At 47.8% G+C, this 21,039-nt stretch carries 14 protein-coding genes and 1 pseudogene; 13 read left to right on the forward strand and 2 right to left on the reverse strand.

Translation table 11 applies throughout. The annotated features are described in order from the left end of the window. Window positions 1–69: 69 nt before the first annotated feature. The 8 genes from H8S75_RS26570 (at window position 70) to dgoD (H8S75_RS26605) (ending at window position 8,743) form a co-directional block, all read left to right on the forward strand. Window positions 70–1,977 (forward strand): hypothetical protein, encoded by a 1,908-nt coding sequence (locus H8S75_RS26570; protein ID WP_187024107.1) that lies wholly within the window; start codon window positions 70–72, stop codon window positions 1,975–1,977. 80 nt (window positions 1,978–2,057) lie between these two features. Beyond that, window positions 2,058–3,389 (forward strand): ABC transporter substrate-binding protein, encoded by a 1,332-nt coding sequence (locus H8S75_RS26575; protein ID WP_187024108.1) that lies wholly within the window; start codon window positions 2,058–2,060, stop codon window positions 3,387–3,389. Between the two features lie 86 nt (window positions 3,390–3,475). After that, window positions 3,476–4,357 (forward strand): carbohydrate ABC transporter permease, encoded by an 882-nt coding sequence (locus tag H8S75_RS26580; protein WP_187024109.1) that lies wholly within the window; start codon window positions 3,476–3,478, stop codon window positions 4,355–4,357. Further along, the gene (locus H8S75_RS26585) at window positions 4,351–5,178 is read left to right on the forward strand and encodes a carbohydrate ABC transporter permease (protein ID WP_187024110.1); all 828 of its coding nucleotides are present in this window, start codon (window positions 4,351–4,353) and stop codon (window positions 5,176–5,178) included. The genes H8S75_RS26580 and H8S75_RS26585 overlap by 7 nt, the downstream gene beginning before the upstream one ends. Window positions 5,179–5,185: 7 nt before the next feature. Next, on the forward strand, window positions 5,186–6,337 hold the full coding sequence (dgoD, locus tag H8S75_RS26590; protein WP_187024111.1) for a galactonate dehydratase: 1,152 nt from the start codon (window positions 5,186–5,188) through the stop codon (window positions 6,335–6,337). An 11-nt stretch (window positions 6,338–6,348) separates the two neighbouring features. After that, on the forward strand, window positions 6,349–7,299 hold the full coding sequence (locus H8S75_RS26595; RefSeq protein ID WP_187024112.1) for a sugar kinase: 951 nt from the start codon (window positions 6,349–6,351) through the stop codon (window positions 7,297–7,299). A 23-nt stretch (window positions 7,300–7,322) separates the two neighbouring features. After that, the gene (locus tag H8S75_RS26600) at window positions 7,323–7,598 is read left to right on the forward strand and encodes a beta/alpha barrel domain-containing protein (protein WP_187024113.1); all 276 of its coding nucleotides are present in this window, start codon (window positions 7,323–7,325) and stop codon (window positions 7,596–7,598) included. A gap of 5 nt (window positions 7,599–7,603) precedes the next feature. Then, complete coding sequence (gene dgoD, locus H8S75_RS26605; protein WP_432764205.1) at window positions 7,604–8,743, forward strand: galactonate dehydratase; 1,140 nt, start codon at window positions 7,604–7,606, stop codon at window positions 8,741–8,743. 118 nt (window positions 8,744–8,861) lie between these two features. On the opposite strand, the gene mgtA is transcribed toward dgoD (H8S75_RS26605), so the two are convergent. Then, window positions 8,862–11,516, reverse strand: a complete 2,655-nt coding sequence (gene mgtA / locus H8S75_RS26610) for a magnesium-translocating P-type ATPase (RefSeq protein WP_187024115.1) — start codon at window positions 11,514–11,516, stop codon at window positions 8,862–8,864. Window positions 11,517–11,673: 157 nt separating this feature from the next. On the opposite strand from mgtA, the gene H8S75_RS33435 reads away from it, so the two are divergent. From H8S75_RS33435 to H8S75_RS26630, 5 genes and pseudogenes are all read left to right on the forward strand, one after another. After that, window positions 11,674–11,907 carry a DUF6783 domain-containing protein gene (locus H8S75_RS33435; RefSeq protein WP_432764204.1) on the forward strand — a complete coding sequence of 78 codons (234 nt, stop codon included), beginning with the start codon at window positions 11,674–11,676 and terminating at the stop codon, window positions 11,905–11,907. Window positions 11,908–12,173: 266 nt separating this feature from the next. Next, window positions 12,174–14,900, forward strand: a complete 2,727-nt coding sequence (locus H8S75_RS26615) for a DEAD/DEAH box helicase (protein ID WP_187024116.1) — start codon at window positions 12,174–12,176, stop codon at window positions 14,898–14,900. Beyond that, window positions 14,901–17,087 (forward strand): ATP-dependent helicase, encoded by a 2,187-nt coding sequence (locus tag H8S75_RS26620; RefSeq protein ID WP_187024117.1) that lies wholly within the window; start codon window positions 14,901–14,903, stop codon window positions 17,085–17,087. It abuts the gene before it with no gap. A gap of 13 nt (window positions 17,088–17,100) precedes the next feature. Next, window positions 17,101–18,045, forward strand: coding sequence for an N-acetylglucosamine kinase (locus tag H8S75_RS26625; RefSeq protein ID WP_187024118.1), 945 nt, complete (start codon window positions 17,101–17,103; stop codon window positions 18,043–18,045). Window positions 18,046–18,054: 9 nt separating this feature from the next. Next, window positions 18,055–18,342 (forward strand): annotated as a pseudogene (locus H8S75_RS26630) (PDDEXK nuclease domain-containing protein); the annotation flags it as partial. Between the two features lie 116 nt (window positions 18,343–18,458). Here H8S75_RS26630 and H8S75_RS26635 read toward each other — a convergent pair. Then, window positions 18,459–20,822, reverse strand: coding sequence for a glycoside hydrolase (locus H8S75_RS26635; RefSeq protein WP_187024119.1), 2,364 nt, complete (start codon window positions 20,820–20,822; stop codon window positions 18,459–18,461). Window positions 20,823–21,039 lie beyond the last annotated feature (217 nt).

The following is a 21,039-nucleotide window of genomic DNA, read 5'->3' on the forward strand; positions in this document are numbered from 1 at the left end:
AAAGTTGTTTTCATCATTTCCTGCCGAAGGCTCATTTCTTATACTCTTCTTAAAAGGAGGAAGACAGAAATGAGCTTATTTTATGTAGAAAAACAGAAGATTTATTGTGAGGGAAGGGTAGTGGCTGTGGCAGAGCCGCTTTCCGGATTTCATTATCGGGATGACTGGGAAGAAAAGGAGGAGGGGGTCTTTTGCTGGACCAGAACAGTATTTAGCGGGGAATGCGACAGGGAGGATTTTGAAACCATACATATGGCTCTTAAGCTGGTGGAGCCGGTGGGATTTTATATGATACCAGGAGTCCTTTATCACGGTAATTCCTGGGGAGATGGTCTGGAACCAAAAGGACTGGTTCATGAAGGAGAGCCGTGGGTGTTTGCCTCGCATAGAGCCGGGATACCGGCGGGACTGTATTGTCAGAGCGAGAAGACTGCATTTGGAATGTGGGCAGAGCCTTCCAGTAATTTAACTGCCTCATGCTCCTTTACAGAAGAAAAAGGACAGATGACTGCCAGGCTGTTATTTCCGGAACAGGAGGGGCCGGTCATTTACTGTGCGAGAGATACTTATGAAGACCGGAACTATATCGATCCTTATGTAAATAAGAGTGGTAACATCAGAGTGAGTGCAGTAGTGGTACTGAAAAAACGTTCATCTGCAGAGGGGTATGATTATGATGTATATGTACAAAAAGCGTGGGAGTATTTAAAAAGAGAAAGCCAGATTGTAATGGACAGGCGAAGTGTGTGGGATCTGGGATTTTCCTTTATAAAGGACAGCGCTTATTTTGAAGAGAATGAATTGGCTGGTTTCGCTATGGGGCTGACCTGGCAAAATGGAGGCTGGAAGCAGAAACGAGATTATCTGGAGATTGGCTGGGTGGGACAGCATGCGTCACTGGCCGTATCCCTAATCTGCAAAGCTTTGATTGACGGAGACAACTCCGATCTTATAAAGGGGTTAAAGGTACTGGATTGCTGGGCTGATAAGGCTGTACTGCCAAATGGGCTGTTCCGATGCAGATATGACCGCGTTTTACAATATAAAGACGATACGGAAAACAGGGATGAAAGACATGATGCAGCTAATTTGTACAGTGTCATAGAGGAATATCTGGAAGCTTATCATGTACTTTTGGAAGCCGGAATTGACAGAAAAAGCTATCTGACAATAGTGCAGCGGCTCTGCGATTTCATTACGTCAGTTCAGCGAAAGGACGGAAAGCTGGGGAAGGCCTGGTATAATGATGGTACATGTTCAGATCAGGATGGAACCGTAGGATGTTATCTGGCAAGCGGGTTGTGCGGTGCTTACATGGAATTTAAGAAGCCGGAATATCTGGCAGCGGCAAGAAAGGCATTTGAGTTTTATTACAGGGAGTTTATGGAACATGGATATACTACAGCGGGGGCTTTGGATACCTGCTGTGTAGATAAGGAATCAGCGATACCGCTGCTGGAGACTGCGGTCCGGCTCTATGAAATAGAGGGAAATGAACTGGATTTGGAGCGTGCGGTGGTGGTGAGCCGTTATCTGGCCACCTGGCAGTACCATTATGATGTGGTATTTCCTGAAAATTCTATACTGGGGCAGTTGGGCTATCTTACAAGAGGTGGGACCGCAGTATCTGTACAGCACCACCATATTGACTGTTATGGGCTTGTTTTCTATGAAATATGGCTGAAATTAAGCAGCCTGACAGGAGATCTGGTATGGAGAGAGCGCGCAGAAGCTGTTTGGAATAACAGCTTATATAACATGTCGGACGGGCGAATGGTGATTAAAGGACAGAGAAGACCAAGGGGAGCGCAGGATGAGGGTTTTTTACAGACCAGATGGCATACGAAAAAGGGAGAATACTTTGGCGTATCAGAATGGCTGGTAGTATGGCATCATGCATTCAGGCTGAAAATATTGAGAAAAGAGTTTTTAGCAAAGAGAGTAGGATATGACAAAGAGGAAAAGAATATTTGCTAAAGAGTTAAAGTATCAGTCATGTTCATACAGAAATCGTTATGCTAAAATTTAATCAGAAAACAAAAGAAAGAAGGTATGTTATGAAAAAAAGATTTTTTGGTTTACTGCTGGCGGCATCCTTACTTGGCGGGTTGACAGGATGTGCAGGAAATCAGGGGGAAACAACCGCAACACAGGGGACAGAAGCGACACAGGCAGTGACAGAGGCTGTAAAGGAAAGTCAGAACACCGAGACTAAAAAGGCAGAAATGGACCCCTGTACCCTGACATTCTTATCCTGGTATCCACAGGAAAAGTTCCAGCCGATTTTAGACGCTTTTGAGAAGGAGTATCCTGATATTAAAGTGGAATTCCAATATGCGGCTCCTGTGGCCGATTATCTGGAAAAGATGCAGGTACTGACTTCTACAGGTGAGATTCCGGATGTGTTCTATATTGCAGCAGAGAACAAATCTGAGATGATTAAAAATGGGTATTGTGCTGATATATCTGGAACAGAGGCAGTATCCAAACTGGTAGAGGTTAATAAGAATACTTACGAAGAAGGCGGTAAGGTTTATGGTTTTGCGCCGACAACCTGGGTAGGCGGATATTTTTACAATAAGGATATTTTTGAGAAGCTTGGGTTAAAAGCTCCTGCAACATGGGATGAGTTTCTGACGGTATGCGAAGCTTTAAAGGCAGATGGTACAAGACCGATCATTGAACGGGGTGAGTGGTTCTGGGATAGCTTTCTCGGGCCGTTTATGAATGATTATCTGGCAAATGATTTGGATTATCATCAGGAAGTAATTGATGGAACGAAGACATTTGCTGACGGCTGGGGTCCCTACATCGAAAAATGGTATCAGGATCTGATTCTTCCAGGTTACATCGACGAAGATCTGGTCAGTGTCAGCTCTCAGGAGTTTTTCAGCGAGTTTGCTACTGGAAATGCCGGTATGCTGGCAGGACATGCAGGACATCTGAAGGAGGTACAGAAGTTAAATCCTGAATTTGAGATTGGATTCTTCCCTATGCCTGGAACTGGCACAGATATTTCAGTGGTGTACGGTGCAGTAGACTGTGCCATGGCCATCAGTTCAGAGACAAAGTATCAGAAGCAGTCGGAGTTGTTCTTAAATTTCATTTCAAGAGACGATATTGTACAGTTGTATCAGGACATGAATGGATATGTGATTGGCATGAATGGAGTAGAGTCAAATGTTGATCCGATTCTCAAGGATGTTGCTGGTTTATACTCTGATGGCAAGATCAATGTATATATTCCTCAGGGCAACTGGGATACCTATGGAACAGGACTTCAGCAGCAGCTGATTGCAGGAAGCCAGCAGTTGTTGTTAAAGGAAATTGACTGCAATACCTTTATTCAGGAAATGCAGGACAAGTTAAAAGAGTTGAAGGACGAATAAGCGCTGTAGTAATGCTGCGGATGGAGATAATCTTTGCAGTTTAAGATGCTCCGCCGCAGCATTATCTGCAATATGGAGGAATAGATATGCTTAATCCCAGATTTTTTAAGAAATTTACTTATTTTATTATCGGCGCATTTTTGCTGTATACTGTTATTCTCATCGTGCCCATTGTGCTGAGCTTTGCGTATTCTTTTACAAACTGGGATGGGTACTCAAAACAGATTGATTTTGTGGGTTTGAAAAATTATATCAGGATATTTCAGTCAGAGGCTATGATGGCAGCTCTTGGAAATTCCTTTGTATTCTGTTTCTTTAATGCGGTGATCATCACGGCGTTGGCTATACCGTTGTCACTGGTTTTTCATGCAGGATTTCGAATCCGAAATTTCCTGCGTTCTGCTTTTTTCTTTGCATCAGTTCCCAGTGTACTGATTATTGGTTATATCTTTCAGCTGTTTTTCGGTCCTACAAAAAACGGTGTACTGAATGCATTGTTGGGTAATTTGGGTTTAGAACCTGTAAAATGGCTTTCTAAGGGCCTTCTTCCTATGGTATCCATTATTATAGCCAATGTCTGGAGGCTTACCGGCTGGCACGCCTGCATTTATCTGGCCAGGCTTCAGGGGATTTCAGAAGAGTATTATGAGGCGGCAAAGATAGACGGTGCATCAGGCTTTGCTATATTCCGTTATGTAACATTTCCGCTTTTGGCCCCTGCGATGACCATCAGTATGATGCTGATTATTATAGATGGGCTGAAGATCTATGCGCTGCCTTATGCACTGACAGGAGGCGGTCCCGGTTACAGGACCACATTTATGACACAGCTCATTATCCAGACAGGAATTGGGGAAAAAATGGTAGGAAAATCTTCTGCCATGGCAGTTGTCTTTTTTGCAGTGATTCTTGTGGTTGCAGTAATTCAGCTGCGGGTTTCCAGAAAGAGAGAGGAAAATTTATGCTGAATAAGAAAAAATGGTCTTCGGCAGTTTGGCAGATCCTGCTTGTTCTCTTTACACTGGTGTTTTTGAGTCCCATGATTTATATGGTGCTTAACTCTTTTAAGCCATACAGCCAGATGCTAAAGGATCCCTGGGGACTTCCGGACACCTTGTTTTTAGATAATTACATAAAAGCTTTTACGCAAATGAAATTTTTTCAGTCCCTTTATAATTCGGCAGTTATTACAATCGTATCGGTTTTTTTAATCGTAGTTTTAGGGGGGCTTGCGGCTTATCCAATTACCAGATTCGATAATCGGCTCACCAGATTCTTATCGGTTTATTTTCTCATCGGTTATATGGTACCCACCCAGGTGCTTATTGTTCAGATATTTTCTGTTATGAAGAAAATGCATCTGATCAATACGAAGACGGGACTCATCCTGGTATATGCGGCAGGGGTATCCTTTGCAGTATTTATGTATCAGGGCTTCATCCGTTCCATGCCGGTAGATATGGAGGAATCAGCGCTGATCGATGGGGCAAGGCCGTGGCAGATGTTCTGGAAGGTGGTTTTTCCACTTTTGAAGCCTGCCAGCGCGACACTCATCATATTTCAGACCATGTGGATCTGGAATGATTTCGTGCTTTCCAGCCTGTTCTTAAGTTCCAGAAAGAATCTGACGCTGCTGTTGGAGCTTCACCAGTGTATCGGGGAATTCAGCCTGGACTGGTCCGTGATGCTGGCCATTATGTGCATCGTTATGTTCCCTATGTTAGTATTCTATCTGCTGATGCAAAAACAGATTATAGCTGGTATGACAGCCGGAGCAGTGAAGGGATGAGTGAAGAATGAAAATTACAAATGTTGAGATTTATCAGGTTCGTCCGAGGTGGATGCTGGTGAAAATCAGTACGGATGAAGGGATCACCGGTTGGGGAGAGCCTACGCTGGAGGGGAAAGCAACTGTGGTGGAGGAAATGATCCATGTATTTTCCACATGGCTGATTGGAGAAGATCCAGACAATATCGAGGCGCTTTATAACAGGATGTACAGAGGCGGTTTCTATCGGGGAGGCGGTGTCTTATGCAGTGCCATCAGTGGGATCGAGCAGGCACTCTGGGATATAAAGGGGAAAAGACTGGGAGTGCCGATCTGGCAGCTTTTAGGCGGCAGATGCAGGGACCGAGTTCGAATGTATGCCCATGCAGTGCCGTTTAAGGACGATCCCTCAAGAGAGGAACTGCAGTATTGGGTGAAAAAAAGAGTAGATGACGGTTTTACAGCATTAAAAACATCTATGGTAAATCCTCCTATCAGACATGTAGATACCTGGAAGAAGGTGGAAGAGATCGTCAGCCGAATAGCAGTAATGAGAGAGACCGCCGGAAATTGTGTGGATATAGCCATTGATTTCCATGGCAGAGTCAGTCCTGCTATGGCTCCATTGCTGATGAAGGAGCTGGAGCCATATCATCCTATGTTTGTGGAAGAACCTGTTCTTCCGGAAAATGTGGATGTAATGAAAGAAGTAAGCCAGAAAACCGTTATCCCTATCGCAGCAGGAGAACGGCTGTTTACCACCTTTGGTTTCCGGGAATTGATTGACAAAAGGGCAGTGCATATTATTCAGCCGGATCTCTGCCATTGCGGAGGAATCTTACAGGGGCTTAAGATTGCGGCCATGGCGGCTAATCAGTATATATCTGTAGCACCCCATAATCCCCTTGGACCGGTAGCTCTCGCAGCATGTCTTCAGCTGGACACAGCGATATCCAATTTTACAGCACAGGAGCACCCAACACATGAAGAAAAGCTGGACTTAGGGGTAGGGCTGTTAAAAAATCCATTTGTGATACAGGAGGGGTATATCGATGTGCCGAAAGGTCCCGGACTTGGAATTGATGTGGATGAGTATGCTGTGAAAGAACTGCAGTATGATGGTAACTGGGCAAATCCGGTTCTTTATTTTGAGGATGACCATTCTATGGGAGAGTGGTAGAAGGAGGGGCTATGAGCCGATTTGTGACAGTTGGAGAGACTATGGTATCTCTGGTTCCAAAAGAGCAGGGACTTTTGCGCTATGGTCCCGATTTTTCTATGCGAATTGCAGGTGCGGAGAGTAATACTGCCATAGGGATAAGCCGCCTGGGACATTCCGCTTCTTTTATTACCAGAACGGGAGCTGACGGATTTGGAGAGTTTTTGATCCGTATGGTCAGGGCGGAAGGTGTGGATACATCTGGAGTTATTGTGGACGAGAATCATAGAACAGGGGTGATGTTTAAAGAAATGCGTCCTGGTTTGGAAACAGCAGTTCATTATTACCGGGATCGTTCTGCCGCCTCCTGTCTGTGCACCGAAGATGTGGATGAGACGGTGATCCAAACAGCAGATATCGTACATCTGACGGGTATCACGCCACTACTCAGCAAAACCTGCAGGCAGATGGTATATGATATCATGGATATGGCGGATGATGGAAAAGCTCTGATCTGTTTTGATCCTAATATCAGAAAGAAACTTTGGAAAGATGAAGAATTCAGGCCTATGATGAAAGACCTGATCAGTAAAAGTTCATGTGTGATGATGGGAATGGAAGAAGGAGCATTTTTATATGGAATCGAAGATGTGAAGCGGCTGGCTGATCTGCTTTTTAAAGGGGGAAAGCTTCGGTATCTGGCTGTGAAAAACGGAGCAGAAGGCGCCTGGGTTTGTGACGATAAACAACTGTCTCATATTTCGCCGTTTGCTTGCCGTCCTGTTGATCCGGTTGGGGCAGGAGATGCCTTTAATGCGGGATTTATCGCCGGAATTCTTCAACGGGAAGGTCTTGAACAATGTGGAAAAATGGGCGCTGTTGCAGGTGCCATGGCTACACAGACCCATGGAGATATTGAAGGACTTATATCTGCAAAGGATCTGGAACTGATATTAAATCATGAAACATGTATACTTAGATAGAGGCAGAGGATGAGGAAAAAAATATGGATATTATGAAAGCAATAGTATTGAAGCATAAAATCGTAGCAATCCTGCGCAATGTTCCTGAGAAAGAACTTCAGGCGGCGGGGGCAGATTTTGTTGCAGTGGGAGGTGTCAGTCTAAAAAATGCGGCTGAATATCTAAAAAATGGCTTTGTGGGTGTTGGGATAGGCAGTTCTTTGGTGAAGGAAGAGTTATTTCTGCAAAAGAAATGGGAGCTGATTTCCACTGATATAAAAGAGCAGCTTGATGTTTTGAAAAAGGAGGGACTGCTTTGAAGATTGTGGGGATACATACCTGGCTGGTAAGGCCAAGGTGGTGTTTTGTTGAAGTACTCACAGATGAAGGAATATCCGGCTGGGGGGAAGCCGTAATAGAGGGAAAAGCTGCCACAGTAAAGGCCTGCGTCGAGGAAATGGCAGAGTATATAACAGGATTGAATCCTCTGCATATAGAAGATATCTGGAATCTGCTATACCGTGGTGCATTCTACCGTGGAGGTCCTGTGCTTATGAGCGCCATAGCGGGTATAGACCAGGCTTTATGGGATATCAAAGGAAAATACCATGGAGTTCCTGCTTATGAGCTTATGGGAGGTCCCTGCCGCCATAGCATGAAGGTGTATTCCTGGATTGGGGGAGACCGGCCTGCGGAGGTGGGAAAGGCGGCCAGAGAGCGTAAAGAAGCGGGATTTACAGCAGTGAAGATGAATGCGACTGAGGAACTGCAGTACATTGACAGCTATAAAAAAGTGGATGCAGTATTGGAGCGGGTAGCTTCAATCCGGGAACAGACCGATAAATATTTTGGTATTGCTATTGATTTTCATGGTAGAGTCCATAAACCTATGGCCAAGGTACTGGCAAAAAAACTGGAGGAATTCGATCCTATGTTTCTAGAGGAGCCAGTACTTTGTGAGCAGATGGAGGATTTCAAGGAAATTGCAGCCTGCTGCAGCATCCCTATCGCGACTGGTGAACGTCTCTATAGCAGATGGGATTACAAACGGTTGTTTAAGGCCGGCGGTATTTCTATCATTCAGCCGGATCTGTCACATGCGGGCGGGCTGACAGAGGTAAAAAAAGTAGCGTCCATGGCAGAAGCCTACGATGTGGCACTTGCCCCTCACTGTCCGCTTGGGCCTATTGCACTGTCTGCATGTCTGCAGGTGGATGCGGTATGTTATAATGCAGTGATTCAGGAGCAGAGCATAGGAATCCATTATAATGTGGGGAAAAGTGTTTTGGATTATGTGCATAATCGGGATGATTTTACATTTGATAACGGATATGTGAAGCTGCCACAAAAGCCTGGATTGGGAGTTGTGGTGAACCGGGAACTGGTGGTGGAAGAAAATGGGGCTCCTCATCATTGGAAAAATCCGGTGTGGCATCATCAGGATGGCAGTGTGGCAGAATGGTAACCGATACTGGGGACAAAGAGAAAACAGAGATGAAAAGGGAGTGCGGCTCTATTGGTAAATAAATAACCATAGAGCCGCACTTCTTATACGTTGCCTGTATAAAGATATGTCTTTCAATTTACAGCCACTCCCCAAACCTTCGAATATAAATTGCTTTAAAAAACTGCGTTGACAGACAGTAACCTGCAAGAAGGAGTAACAGCCATGGCAGGAATCCAAGCGGCAGGGTAGCCATATCCAGACCGGAGGCCAGAGCAGAGAATCCTACCAGAACGGCTGCCAAGGCGACGATCGTGGTTGACAGGAGCAGCGGCTTCGCGGCCATGCTCTGTACAAATGGTACTTTCCCGCTGCGGATCATGTGAATGACCAGGACCTGGGATACGGTGCCGAAAACGAACCAGCCGCACTGAAACAGAGGGGCCATAGCCGGCGTATTTGCTTTGATGATCCACCACATGACCGCAAAACAGAGGATGTCGAAGACCGAGCTCAGCGGCCCCATAAAGGCCATGAAGGATTTAATGGACCGGGTTTCCCATTTCCGCGGCTTTTGTAAGTATTCTAGGTCTACGTTGTCAAATGGAATACCCATCTGTGAAAAATCACAAAGCAGGTTTTGGGTCAGTATTTGAACTGGCAGCATGGGAAGGAAGGGGAGGAACAGGGAGGCGACAATCACCGATATCATATTTCCGAAATTGCCGGAAGCCGCCATTTTAATGTATTTGACGATATTCCCAAAGGTCCGCCGGCCGGCCACCACGCCTTTCTCCAATACCATCAGGTCTTTCTTCAACAGGATAATATCCGCGGTTTCCTTCGCAATATCTACAGCGGTGTCCACGGAAATACCTACGTCCGCCTGGTGAAGCGGCGGGGCATCATTAATTCCGTCACCCATATAACCGACCGTGTGTCCATTGGTCTGAAGCGCTTTCACTACCCGCTCTTTTTGGGAAGGGGACAGCTTCGCAAAAATACTGCAGCGTTCCACCGACTCTGACAGTGCGGCATCATCCATGGACTCCACTTCTTTTCCCGTGAGATAGCAGGAAGTCTCCACGCCCACCTTACTGCATACTTTGACTGCAACGCCTTCACTGTCGCCTGTCAGAACAACAGTCCGCACGCCGTGGCTGTCCAGGGCGGTGACTGCCGCCTTTGCACTTTCCTTGGGCGGGTCCAGAAAAGCTACGAAACCAATCAGTACTAGGTCCCGCTCATCGTCCACGCTTAATTCCCCGCCTGCCACATCATTTTTCTGCGCCACCGCAATCATCCGGAGTCCGTCCCTGTTGTGCTGTTCGTAAACAGACCGAACCTTCTGTAAAAGTGTTTCATCCAGCTTAAGGATTTTGCCGTTCCATTCTGCGTAGGTGCAGATTGCCAGCATCTCCTCCACGGCTCCCTTGGTTACCAGCTGCTGCTTGCCGTTCTGGTCTTCCAGGAGTACGCTCATCCTGCGCCGGGAGAAATCAAAGGGGATCTCATCCAACCGGGTGTAGCTGTTTAAGATGGCTTCAATGCCGTTTTCATGAGCACGGTTTATGATGGCCAGATCAAGCAGATTTTTAAGGCCCGTCTGGAAATAGCTGTTGAGAAATGCGTGACGCAGGGTCCGGTTATCGTCATCCCCCACTACGTTCATGTATTTTTCCAGAATAATTCTGTCTTCCGTTAAGGTGCCGGTTTTGTCGGTGCAGAGTACATCCATTTCGCCAAAGGTCTGTATGGCTCCCAGGGTTTTGACGATAACCTGATGCTTTGACATGAGAACAGCTCCTTTTGCCAGCGTGGAGGTCATGATGACCGGCAGCATCTCCGGAGTCAGGCCTACGGCGATCGTGATGGAGAACAGAAGCGCGTCGCCCCAATCTCCCTTTGTAAAGCCGTTAATGAGCAGTACGACTGGCACCATGACCAGCATGAGCCGGATTAAAAGGCTGCTGACAGAGTCGACACCCCGTTCAAAGCTGTTTTTTGCCCGGTCTCCGGACAGGGATTTCGCCATGGAGCCAAAATAGGTTTCGTTGTTTGTGGCTAGGACGATGCCGGTTGCACTGCCGCTTACCATGTTGGTACCCATAAAACCGATGTTTTGAAGGTCGGTCAGCGCGTCTTCCCTGTCTGAACGGATATCCGCATATTTTTCTACCGGATTCGATTCCCCGGTAAGGGAGCCTTGAGCGACAAATGCATCTTTCGTGAAAACAAAGCGGATATCGGCCGGAATCATATCGCCGGCGGAAAGCCGTACCATATCTCCGGGAACGACGTCTTCGATGGGAATTTCCGTCTGCACGCCATCACGCAGGACGTCGGCCTTGTTGGAAATCATCTTCGAAAGCTTTTCCGCCGCCGAGTTAGAGCGTTCTCCCTGGATAAATGCGACCAGGCTGGAGACGATTACCAAAAACAGGATAATGCATACCGTAACGTAATCCGGGTGCTGGGAGTAAATGACATCTGTAAACAGTGTGATAACGGCGATGATAAGCAGCACAATATTGAAGGGATTGACAACCGCGTTTACCAGACGGTGAAGCGTGGTATTGCTCTGACCGGTTGTAATGATATTTTTTCCATACTCCTCCTGAAGCTGCTCTGCCTGCTTTGCAGTCAGCCCCGAGCCGGAGACGGAAAAATGGTCAAACAAGTCTTTTAAATCAAGAAATGCAAAGTTACGAAGAAGTTTTTCGCTTTCATTTTGTTTCTGCTGAATCTGAGCGTTTCTTTTTCTGAATCTGAAAATGTTCTGATTGAGTTTCATTGGGAATTACTCCTTTCCATAATAGAGTTCCCATAAAACAACATAGAATCCGGCCAGCCGGATTCCCGCGCCGGAACGCGGCCGTGCCAGCGGCCATATTTCCTTAACGTGGAGTGCGCACCCTGCCCGAAAGGCTTTTTTGTGTATTAGAGCCTGTTTGAAAATTCATTCCTGCCATCTGCACGCCCCATTTCGCGGGAGATTTGCCCCGAATTCACTTAACGTAGCCCACTACGCCGCGCTCATTCGGGACAAATCTCCCACAAAATGTGACGCACTTCTGACAGAAAGCAATTTTCAAACACGCTCTAGGAACACTTTTCCTATTACACAAAAAAAACCACCCCGAAAGGCGGCGCAAAAGAAACGACAGTTCCATCTATTTCTATAAAAGCACAATAGACGGCCGGTCGTATCCCATGGTACCTACGCGGTTCATGTTGTGATATGAGATTTTGAAGACGTTTTTACGACTTCGAGGGTTGCCGTCCATTGTTTCACCTCCTTGTAACATAGACTGGACATTTTAAAGTGACTACGCCCATCATAGCATTCGTGGCGTGATGTGTCAACTGTAAGCATCCGATAAGAAAAATGATGCCAAACATCTGTTCTTGCGTTATAATGGTATTTAGGTAATGCAGGAGGAAGATAACTATGGATATCAATGATCTGATTATTTACAGAAGAACCATGCCGGAGCGGAGTGCCCGTTATGCCGGCTTCCCGGCGGAGCTTCCGGAGGAATTGCGGGAATATCTGCAGAAAAACGGGGTGAGAGGGCTTTATATCCATCAGGCGGAGATGTTTTTAAGGTCGTTGAAACGGGAGAACGTGGTGATTACCACATCTACGGCCAGCGGAAAGACGCTGGGCTTTCTGCTTCCTGTTATCGAGGAGATTTTAAGGAATCCGCTGGCGCGGGCGGTCTTCATCTATCCGACGAAGGCGCTGGCCAGTGATCAGTACCGCGCGATTCAGCCATTCATTGAATATTTCGGAAAGAGCCGCATTTCAGCGGGAGTTTACGACGGCGACACGCCTGCGGGCGAGAGGAGCCGGATCCGGAAAGAAGCGAATATTATTCTGACCAACCCGGAGATGGTGAATGGGGCATTTTTGCCGAATCACAGTAAATTCGGATTCGATTTTATTTTTACAAATCTGAAGTTTGTCGTCATTGATGAGCTTCACACCTATAGAGGTGTGTTTGGGTCCCATCTGGCCAATGTATTCCGCCGGCTTCACCGGGTGTGCCGCTACTACGGTTCATCACCGGTCTTTCTGTGCAGTTCGGCCACCATTGCCAATCCCGTCGAACTGGCGGAGGAGATCTGCGGAAGAAAATTCGTGCGGATCGAACGGGATGGCTCTCCTGCGGCAGAGCGGACCTACCTTCTGATAAAGCCTCCGAAGATTCTGGGGCACGATAAAAAGTACTATGGACAGGTGCAGGCCACGGCGGTGGCGGCGGAGCTGATACCGGAACTGGTGGAACAGAGAAAGAATTTTATCGCATTTGCCCGCTCCCGAAGAAATGTGGAGGTAATTCTAAAGGAGGCCAGGGACCGTCTCGAAGCGGAAAGTCCGGCCAGTGCGTCCCAGGCAGATAAAATATCCGGTTACCGGGGCGGTTACACGCCTGCGGAGCGTAAGGAGATCGAGCACAAGATGGTGACAGGAGCGCTGTGCGGGCTGGTGTCAACCAATGCGCTGGAGCTTGGTATCGATATTGGTAAGATTGATGCTGCTGTGCTGGCCGGATATCCGGGAACGAGGGCTTCCTTCTGGCAGCAGACGGGCCGGGCCGGAAGAAGCGGCCGGGCGTGCACCAACTATCTGATTCTTGACAGCCAGCCTTTCGATCAATACATCGGAACGAACCCGGGATGGCTGTTCGAAAACAGCAGTGAGAGCGCCGTCGTAGACAAGAACAACCTTTTAATTGAACTTTCCCACATCAGGGCGGCTGCGGCAGAGATTCCCCTGACGCTTGATGATGCCTCTGTCTTTCCGGATCTGGGCGAGACGATTCCGGTCCTGATGCGGGCAAAGGAGCTGACCGGACAGAACGGCAAATTCGTGTGGTCGGGCGGTTCCTTCCCGGCCGGAGATTACAGCCTGCGTAATATTGACCCCAACCGGTACAAGCTGCTCTTAAAGGACAGCGGAAAAGAGATTACGGAGATGGACGAAATGCAGGCGTTCCGCGAGATTCACCCCGGAGCTGTCTATTTACACAGCGGCGTTCAGTACCAGGTTGTGACGCTGGATCTGGAGACAAGGACAGCCCGTGCCGTGCCGTTTAATGGAAATTACTATACGACGCCCATGGGGAATACGGATATCACGATCATTCACGGCAGGAAAGAGAAGCCGTGGAAACGAATAGATGTGGTGTTCGGTGATGTAAATGTCAACGCGCAGGTTTCCCTGTACCGCAAGCTGCAGTTTCATAATCATCAGAATCTGGGGTATGAACAGATTAATCCTTCGTTATCCAGAGAATTTGAAACGGAGAGCGTCTGGCTGAAGCTTCCGGGTAATGTGGTAACGGCCTACCGCCGTCTGCTGCAGGAGAGTTCAAACGGGCAGATGATCCGAAACAATCATTTTGAGGGGCTGTGCTGCGCCATCCGAAACGCAGCGCGCCTGGTAACGATGACGGAGCAGGAGGACATCGGCACGACTGTCAGCACTAACGCCGTTTATGCAGAAAAAAGCGTTGAGGAGTCCGTATATCTCTTTCTCTACGATCAGTATACGGGCGGTCTTGGATATGCCGAGAAAGCGTACGAGCTGATTCCGGAGATTATAGAAAATGGTATCGCCATGGTGAGCGGCTGTCCCTGCGAGGATGGCTGTGCCGCCTGTGTCGGTGACTACCATCTCGATAAAAGTATGGTTTTGTGGGGGCTTAGGAATATGCTGGAGGAGTCTGAAGTGCCGAAACATGTGAAAATGGCACCGTACGGTCCTTCGACATTTATACAGAAGCCATTTCGGTTTGACGAGCTGGAAACGCAGTGGAAGGCATTTACCGCCATGCTGCTGAAAAACGGGGAGCCGTTTGCGTCCTTTTTAAATACGATGAATGCGGTCAGAACGGAGGGGAGGAGACTCGCTTTGATTACGGATCAGCCATTTTACCGTGAGTGGATCATGGAGGAGACAAACCGAAAGGCCCTTAATAATCTGGTTTCCTATTATACGGACGCACCGAAAGGATTTGAACTGGAGGTGGAGGTTCGGAAAAAAGGGGAAAACAGAGAGAACCGGGACGATGGCTGTGGTGAAAACAGCGGGGACAGAAGCGGAGACAACAGCGATATGCGGAAAAAGCTTGAACAGAGGCTTAATAAGCTTAAGAAAAAGGAGAATTAGGTGGACTGGGAAAGAGAATGGGAGAGGCTGAACCCCTATCAGAGGGAAGCGGTCACTGATGAAAATAAAGCCTGCCTCGTGAGTGCGAATGTGGGGAGCGGAAAAACGACGGTGCTGACCGCGAAGATTCTCTATCTCCATGAGGTGAAGCATGTGAGTTACCGGTATATGGTGGTGCTTACATTCACAAACAAGGCGGCTTCTGAAATACGGGAGCGGCTTGTGCGTGCAGACCCGTCAGTGACGCCGGAGGAGACGGAAAACTTCGGGACGTTTCATGGCGTGGCTCTGGGACTCCTGAAAAAAAGTCTCCCGGTGGAGACCCTGGGATATACGAAGGACTTCATGGTGATGGAGCCGGATGAGGAACTGGAACTGGCCCATGCGCTGATAGCGGAGAAAAAGCTGAAGATAAAATACAAGAACCGGCTGAGAAAGCGGCTGGCGGAAGCGGAGCGCGTATCGGCAGCGGGCGATTTCGGAGTGGCCGGCGGCCAGGATGATCTGGAAATCCTGGCAGGGCTTCTCACGGAGGAAAAACTCAGGCGAAATAAGATGACATTTTCGGATCTGATGAAAAATGCCTGCCTCCTGATGGCGAAAGAGGAAGGGGAGGAAGAGAGAGCTGCGAATATTCAATGGGTAATTGTTGACGAAGTACAGGACTGCGATGGAAAACAGCTGGAATTTATCGATTGCTTTATGGCAGAGGGAGCGAAGCTGTTTGCGGTTGGAGATCCCAATCAGGTGATCTACAGCTGGCGTGGGAGCGCGTTTCATTTGTTTTATACTTTGAAGACGCGGTATCAGGCGGCAGAGCTTTCGCTCCCGGTCAATTACCGGTCCTGCAACGAGATTCTGGAGGCAGCCCGGTGTTTTCAGCAGAATGGCGGGGCTCTGGAAGGGATAAGAGGAAGCGGGGAAAAGATTGTGGTGAAGAACCACTACGATTCCTTTCAGGAAGCGTGTTATCTGACTGACCGGATCCGTGAACTGCAGAAACAGGGGATTCCTTTTGACGAGATCGCCATATTTTACCGCTTGCAGAGCCAGTCTAAGGTGCTGGAGGATGTATTTTCAAAGAATGGAATTCCATATGAGGTGGCCGTAAAGACGGGGATTCATGAAATCCCGGTGCTGGAATGGCTCCTGCGGCTTCTGCGATTCCTGGCGGACCCTGCTGACCGCGCTGCTGCGGTTTTCGTTTTGAGCAGCCGGGAATACGGCGTGGGAATTTCTGCGAAGAAGGCGGAAAAACTGGCAGAGGAAGGCTGGGCGGGAGTATGCGGCCGAAAGGAAGCTTCTGAGAGTGGATCAGAAAAAGCTGCGGTGCCCGGGCTTTTCGAAAGAATGGTTTCGTTTGAACGAAATAGCGCTGAGATAAAGGATACGAATGCATTTTATGAGTATTTTGATCTGGATTGTTCACTGAAACCCAATGCAGCATCTTATGGGGACGATAAGGCAAATGTCCGGCATTTTCTGGACCGCATGTTTGCATTTATGAATGCAAAAGACCTTAAGCTTCCGGAAGGGCTTCGGGAATTCTTGAATTCAGCGGCGCTTTATGGAACTTCTCGGGAATTGCTTTCTGAGGCGGACGGCGCCGGAGAGGCATGCGTGAAAATGATGACACTCCATGCTTCAAAGGGACTGGAGTTTTCCCATGTCTTTATCATTGGTGTGAATTATGGCCTGATTCCGCTGCGGACGAAAGGGATAGACGGGGAAGATGAGGAGAGGCGGCTGTTTTTCGTGGGAATTACACGGGCCAGAAATTATCTGGAGCTTTCCTGGTATACCAATCCCGACACCTTCGGTGTGATGGCCGGGGAAAGCCGTTATATCCGGATGATTCCGTCAGAACTGGTGCAGGGACAGGAGCCGGAGAGGCAGACGGGAACTGCCAGCTTACAGGAACTGCGGAGACAGGTACAGATGGCGAAGGAAAACGGGGAGAGGTTGGAAGAAAAGGATGTGGAGAAAGCAGATGGGATGAAGGAAATGGAGGAGAAAACGCCAAACATCGAATCTGCATCTGCCGAAATACTGGTTCGCCACGAAACATACGGATGCGGCAAAGTTGTTGAAGAAGATGACACGATGATTACCGTAGAATTTGATGGATACGGAAGAAAAGAATTTATCAAGGCATTTAGCTGCCTGGAAATATTGAATGGACAATAAGGGAGGAATTTTTATGAACTATTATGCTGGAATGGACATAGGCGGGACGAATGGAAGATTAAAACTGAAAGACGGAGACGGGAATATCCTCGGGGAATTCACCGGGCCAGGCTGCAGTATCAATACGGATGGATACGATAAGAGCCGGAGCCGCTGCCGGGAACTGGTGCTTCCGGCACTGAAGGAGCTGGAACTGAATCCATCGGACTGTATGGGGATTTGTGTGGCGGCAAGCGGAATTGATTCACCGGGATATGAGAAGATGTGCCGGGATATCTTCGAGGAAATGGGATTTAAGCCCGACTGTATCCGGGCAGTCAATGACTGTGAAGTCTTTCTGTATTTGAAGGAGGGGCCGTCGATGGTAGTGGTATCCGGTACCGGTTCCATCTGCTATGGAATCGATGCGAAGGGTACTATATACAGGACTGGAGGCTGGAATCATATCTTAAGCGATGAGGGCAGCGCATTTTATCTGGGTATGCAGACTATGAGACTTGCAGCAGAGGATCTGGACGAGAGGACCAAATGCCCGTATCTTACCCGGAGGTTTATGGAAAAGAGCGGTCTGGATACGCTGGAAAAGATTGATTTGTTCGTGAATGAGCATTTGTTTGATAAGTCGGAAATCGCCCGCTTTTCCATGATTGCCTATGAGGCCGCCAAACAGGGAGATTTACAGGCGGAAGGAATCCTTAAGGACTGTGCGGAGAAAATATGGAAACTTATTGAAGATACTGCCCGTAAGGCCGGCTGGATTGAACAGAGCCAGGTATCCCTTGCGAGCGGGAAGGAGAAACCTCATCTGTGGCTGTGGGGCAGTGTTCTGGTTAAAAACGAGATAATCAGAGATGAAGTGGTAAAAAGGGTGGGACAGGTCATGCCGGAAATCGCTGTCGCTGTTCCGGAGACGAGTGCGCTTGATCTGGCTTTGATGCTTGCGGGAAAGATCAGATAAAAGAGCTTTGTGTTTTTTAACAGGCTTCTTCGCTGTTTTGTTCTATTTGATTTGAAAATAGGCGAATTAAAACATCAGGATATTGGTCAGATGCAGATGTATGCAAATTACTATGATCGAAAGGTTAAATTACCAGAGGAGAATCATACGATTGGCATAATACTATGCAAAAATAAGAAGCAATCTATTGTGGAAATGACTTTGCCGGAAAGTAATAATCAAATATTTGCAAGTAAATATGAGACAATATTACCGAGTAAAGAGGACTTAAAATTGTTATTGGAACAGCAATCGTAAATACAGCGAATAAAAAATCGGTTCCCTGCAGTAGTTTTGCAGGAAACCGATTTTTATGGTACTAACGAAAGACATTGAAAATGTGGTTCGCGATCATCAATATATCATTTGTATTCTCATACGTGCTCCGGATCCAGAGAAGGCGTGTAGACCTCCCGGCTCCCATTCATCTCTATAAGCACAGAGTGAGCCGGGATTTCAATATTCTCATACTGATAAGAGGAATCACCGAAATTAGCAACCGCAACCGCGGCTGCCTCCCCGTCGCCTCCGAATACGGTTTTCTGCACGCTGCCGTCCTCGCTCTTATATTCAAAACCGGTCATTTCCCGGGTGACAGCCGTTTGGCTGAAGTCCGACCAGACGGTTTGGTGGCAGAGAATGTCTTCTTTATACTTTGACCATTCCACCGCATCGAGGTGATAGAGCGGAGGGACGTTGTAAAGGATTTCCCGTATCATACGGTCTGCAGTCGCGCCCTTGATTTTGAAGGTCGACCAGTCCCAGTGGTAGCTTGTGATGACAGAATCATTGTAGATGAGCTTGAACAGCGGAATATCGTATTTCGGGTCCACAAAGGTAGTACGGTACTGTTCTTTTACCGGAATCCGATTGGAGAAATGTTCCGCGACGCCACCGTTAGGATTGTAGTACTTTCCGATATAATAGTCGCTGTCCTGATTTCTTTTCATGTCCTCATCCATCCAGGCAAATGTCTTCAGTTCTATTCCATGGGCGTATGCGATATCAGAGGCTGCGAAATCATTGCCGCCCTCCGAGCCGATGACGAGATGGTACTGGTCTCTGATGTAAGACATACGTTCCAGTCTGGCGGCAAGATCTTCCTCCTGTGTGGTAATGTGAGAAGGTGTGTAATCGTCATAGATCTCTCCGGTTGCGTCACAGTCGATAAACCAGGAGTTAAACGGGAGCTGGCTGGACATAATGGTTTCCATACGATTTTTGACGGCAGGAAGCGACAGGGCGGGATTTAATTTGCGGCCAACGTTCTGAAAGCCGCTTTCCGGTTTGCCGTTCTGATCCGTTATGACTGCGTTTTCATACAGGGATGGATCGTCAAACTGAGCGGTAATCCACTGCTCTCTGCCGGGCTCGTGAATCGAATGGTAGGAGTCGTAGCTGGCGATGAGATAATCCTGGCTGACCGCAGTTTCGACCAACTCCGGTTTTCCATACGCCTGTTCCCAGCTGTTAAGGCCGATCCATGCGTGTTCGATTCCGCCTTCCTTCATTTCCTGAAGCAGAGTAACCGTCTGGGAATCCATCCACTGTCCGGCATCGGCAAATACTTCCGGTAAATTTGATGCGACGGCATATTTGTGAACCTGAATCCGGTCCGTTTCACTTAAGCTACCATATCCTTTTGCCAGGAGAACCTCTAACTCTGAAGAGCGCTGCGTAAAGACAGATGGTTCCCAGAAATCATCCCGTTTCAAAAGCTGGCTGATGTAGCTGCAGATTACATTTTTCTGATACTCTGCCACGTAGTCCTGACCCTGTATTTCTTTCAGGACAGATGTAAATTCCTGACCATTTTCCAGGCGTCCGGCAAATGACAGAAAATATTCCATAACCGGCGAGGAAAGAGACGTTCGAAATGCCTGCCAGTTGATATCATCCGCTGATACGGCGAAATCACCCCAAAGATAGATGAAAGGAGCTCCGTACAGCTTACGGATATTGGGATTTGCCTCTGCTTTCTGTTCCAGGGTGGTAAACTGTCCCTGCTCGATTACGTAATTGCGATACAGCTTGGCCGCGCTGACAGGATCTTTGTCTGTGATGTAAATTCGAAATTTATTTGTCCGGTTATCGTCGATCGCCGGAAACTGATGGGAGACAGAGAACGCGATGGGGGAATCTGAAGTAAAATTCATCTCTGTCCGGTAAGGATCTTCCATAACGAACAGGAGGTTGTAGCTTCCGGCAGATGAGATCCAGAACGGCATGGAAAGCTGCTCCATCACCTGGAATTCCTGGCCATTTAAATAATCGAACCAGGCCGGATCGTCCGCAGGTACCCGCTTGCCTTCGCCAAAGGGAAAATAGTAGGTATCTGCGGAGATAACGGGCCATGTAAAGGAATTGTCGTTCTCATTTTCCGAGGTAATCTCCACACTTAAATAGTCCTTTTCGGGAGACAGGGATACTGATATCTGCTCATAGGGATAGCGCCAGCTGACGGTATCGCCGACTTTTCCATAGTCCAGTACGGTTCTTCGTTCCCCCTTAGCAGCTGTCGTTATAAGCGTCTGTTCCACCTCGAAGGACAGGGTGAATTCCTCCGGCTCAACCTCAAAATCAAAGGGAAGTCCGGTATCATGAGATTCAGAGACCTCCATTTCCTCCGGGACGGCTGCAGATGACGGTTCCGGATTCTGGCTGTTGGACACACAGCCGGTTAAAGCCAGGGTCAATGGCAGAAGCAGGCCCAGCTTTTTAGATAGTAAATTTTTCATTATATACTCCTTTTCTGATTTTTCATTTTGCGCGCAGGGAATCGGGCGGACAGGAATGCGTATCCGGCCGATGACTGCTGTATATCGGGCATTTGATTCATACGAAAGGGATTATAAGGCTCGGTTGTTACATTCATGTGACAAAATAGACATGGATTGACAATTTACATGACTGGAATGATATGGAAAAAGGAAAGCAGGATGGCCGGTTGCTTTT

The organism is Hungatella hominis, from assembly GCF_014288005.1.
Classification (GTDB): Bacteria; Bacillota; Clostridia; order Lachnospirales; family Lachnospiraceae; genus Hungatella; species Hungatella effluvii.